The following is a 2,910-nucleotide window of genomic DNA, read 5'->3' on the forward strand; positions in this document are numbered from 1 at the left end:
TGGCGCGATCGTCGCAGCGAAGGCGGCGTGGTGATCGACATGGACACCAACGAGATCGTCTGCGAAGGCCTCTCGATGCCGCACTCGCCGCGCTGGGCCAACGGCAAGTTGTGGCTGCTCAATGCCGGCACCGGCCAGCTCGGCTGGGTCGACTTCGCGACGAAATCGTTCGTGCCGCTGGCGTTCCTGCCCGGCTTCGCGCGCGGCCTGTCGATCACCGGCAACACCGCGGCGGTCGGCTTGTCCAAGCCGCGCAATCAGCGCTTCGAAGGCCTGCAACTGGATGCGGAACTGACCAAGCGCGACATCGAGCCCTGGTGCGGCGTGCAGATCGTCTCACTCACCAACGGCGACGTGCTGCAGTGGATCCGCTTCGAAGGCGACATCTCCGAAATCTTCGACCTGTGCTTCCTGCCGAACGTACGCAACCCGATGGTCGTCGGTCTGCGTACGCCGGAGATTCGCGACCTGATTACTTTCGAAACAGAACTGCCGACGCAGGATGTGAGCGCATGAGCATGACCTGGCGAAAAATGAACCTGATGCTCTGCATGACCATGATGCCGATCGCAGCGAATGCGTTGCAGACTCAGCCACGCTCATCGACGACTCCGGTCAAGGCGCCGATGACGTCGGCATCATCGCAAGCCAGTGGACCGAATGCGCTCTTCACGCAATGGGACACGAACCACGACGGAACGCTGTCGCCGGCTGAGTTCAGCGCGGGCTGGGAGAAACTTCAGTCGGATGCCGCGTTGCATCGGTTGCACGACCAGTTTGTAGCGCTGGACACCAACAAGAGCGGCAGCCTGGATGCGGCGGAGTACGCCCATCTGGAATTGATCAAGCACGCGGGAGCTTCAGCACCGCCCATGTCGGCATTCGATACGGACAAGAACCGGCGTCTGGATTTCAAGGAATACGTCAACGCCGTGGGCTACATGCTGCAGCATGAGCAAAAGAAATAGATACGCGCAGTCGCCATGTAACGCGAAACCATAGCGAGCAGATTGTATAGATTGCGCGGTCTCCAAAGGTTCTTGAGCACAGAATGACCAGCGGTCAGGCAGCTGACACACGAGCAGACATTGATGAATTGGCTCCACCAGACGGGTTCGCCGAAAGCGGACATGGCTGCTGGTATGAGTCCGGCCTTAATCTCCTCGATGGGATTGTTGCCCCCATCGGGAACACAGCCATCAAGTCGCTGCCGCCTATTTGGACAGCGGCCCACGTCGAAACCATTTGCAACTCCACGCCGATTTCGCGCAGGTGTTCGATGGCGCGCCCTGCACCCACGCTGTCATGCCTAATCGCGAGGAAGGGCTTCCGGTTCCACTCCTTGTGGACCTTATCCAGTGCGTTCTTGAGTACGTCAGTGATCGAGTGGTTGTATAGGCATCCTGACCGGATCAAGTGCTGGCACCACGGGTGCGCCGGGCATGAGCGCCTACAGTGCGACCAAGGCGGCCGTGCGCAACCTGGCGCGTACCTGGGCGGAAGATCTGAAAGGCACCGGCATCCGGGTCAACGTGCTGTCGCCCGGGGCCACGGCCACCGAACTCGCGAAGCAGGCGCTGGGCGAGGAAGACCAGAAGGTTTACGCATCGATGACTCCGCTCTTGCGCATGGCCGACCCGGCGGAGATTGCGGCAGCAGCTGCTTTCCTCGCGTCGTCGGACAGCAGCTTCATGACCGCCAGCGAAGTCGCCGTCGATGGCGGTTTGGCACAACTCTGACGCGCGACGTCCGACCCGGCGCTCCATTCGATGGTCTGGAGCGCCGCAGTGACTGGTAAACCCGAGGAGAAAATCATGAGCTACGCCATTATCGGCTTTGGCAAGATCGGCGGGGCTTTGGCCAAGGCCTTTGCCCGCAACGGCATAGAAGTATCCGTCGCAACCACGCGCGATCCGGAAAGCTTTGCATCTGCTGCGGCCGCGATCGGGCCAGGCATTATTCCCAAAAAACTGGAAGAAGCCGTCAAGGCGGACATCATCTTTTTGGCCGCCGTTTCGAATCGCACCCGGATGTCGCGAAGGCGCTGCCCCACTGGAAGGGCAAGACCATCATCGATGTGACCAATGCCTACGGCGTACCCCCTGAAGAACTGGGAGGCCACCCTTCCTCGAAAGTCGTCGCGCAGGCTTTCACGGGTGGAAGACTGGTCAAGGGCTTCAATCATCTGGGCGCCGCTGTTCTTGATCAGGATCCTGCGGTCCATGGCGGCAAGAGAGTCGTTTTTCTTGCGAGCGACGATGGCGACGCCGCAACGGAGGTTGGTGAGCTCGCGGAACGGCTCGGCTTTTCACCGATCAAACTCGGCGAGCTTACGGAAGGTGGGCTGCTTGTGCAGGCGCGCGGAAACAGCTCGGGTCCACTGACTTTCAAGGACCTGATCAAGTTCGACTAACAAGCCGTGGATCGCCGACTCGCTCGCGGCGCTTGTCGAATCAAAAACGCAATGGAGGAAATCCCGATGTACGACCCATCCAGGCAATCCGAATTGATCCGTTTCGCACGCGCAGGTGCAGGCTCCACCGTCATCGATGTCTATCCCGGCGACGGCGACTGGACGCGTCTCTTCTCCGACGTGGTGGGAGCCGACGGACATGTCTACAGCTTCGTGCCGACCGAAATTGCCGACGTGAAGCCCGATCAATTGGACAACATGCGGGCGCTCGCGAAGGAGCCGGGCCGAGAGAACGTCGAAGCCGTATCAGCGAACCTCGTTGCGATGCTGGACGTCACGCCACCAGCGGATGTCCTATGGCTGCACCTGTTCTACCACGATCTCCACACCGCGCTGATGCAGGCCAAGGGTGCGACGGCGGCCGACTTCAACCGAGTCGTCTACGAACAACTCAAACCCGGTGGGTTCTACGTCATCGTCGACCATGCCGCTGCAGC

5 protein-coding genes and 1 pseudogene are annotated in these 2,910 nt (G+C 60.5%); all 6 read left to right on the forward strand.

Features of this window, described 5'->3' with window-relative positions:
* On the forward strand, positions 1 to 516 hold a 516-nt coding region (locus GSQ73_RS09610), incomplete at its 5' end, for a DUF4915 domain-containing protein (protein ID WP_158883459.1).
* A complete protein-coding gene (locus tag GSQ73_RS09615) occupies positions 513 to 968 on the forward strand; it encodes a hypothetical protein (RefSeq protein WP_158883461.1) in 456 nt (151 codons plus the stop codon). The genes GSQ73_RS09610 and GSQ73_RS09615, both read left to right, overlap by 4 nt.
* A 432-nt stretch (positions 969 to 1,400) precedes the next feature.
* A pseudogene (locus tag GSQ73_RS09625) lies at positions 1,401 to 1,739 on the forward strand (SDR family oxidoreductase); the annotation flags it as partial.
* Between the two features lie 75 nt (positions 1,740 to 1,814).
* A complete protein-coding gene (locus GSQ73_RS18035; RefSeq protein ID WP_254063364.1) occupies positions 1,815 to 2,081 on the forward strand; it encodes an NAD(P)-binding domain-containing protein in 267 nt (88 codons plus the stop codon).
* Positions 2,078 to 2,413: a hypothetical protein gene (locus GSQ73_RS18040; RefSeq protein WP_254063365.1), complete on the forward strand. Its 336-nt coding sequence runs from the start codon at positions 2,078 to 2,080 to the stop codon at positions 2,411 to 2,413. Before GSQ73_RS18035 ends, GSQ73_RS18040 begins: the two co-directional genes overlap by 4 nt.
* A 66-nt stretch (positions 2,414 to 2,479) precedes the next feature.
* On the forward strand, positions 2,480 to 2,910 hold a 431-nt coding region (locus GSQ73_RS09635), incomplete at its 3' end, for a class I SAM-dependent methyltransferase (RefSeq protein WP_158883463.1).

Source organism: Rhodanobacter sp. L36 (genome assembly GCF_009765755.1).
Taxonomy (GTDB): domain Bacteria; phylum Pseudomonadota; class Gammaproteobacteria; order Xanthomonadales; family Rhodanobacteraceae; genus Rhodanobacter.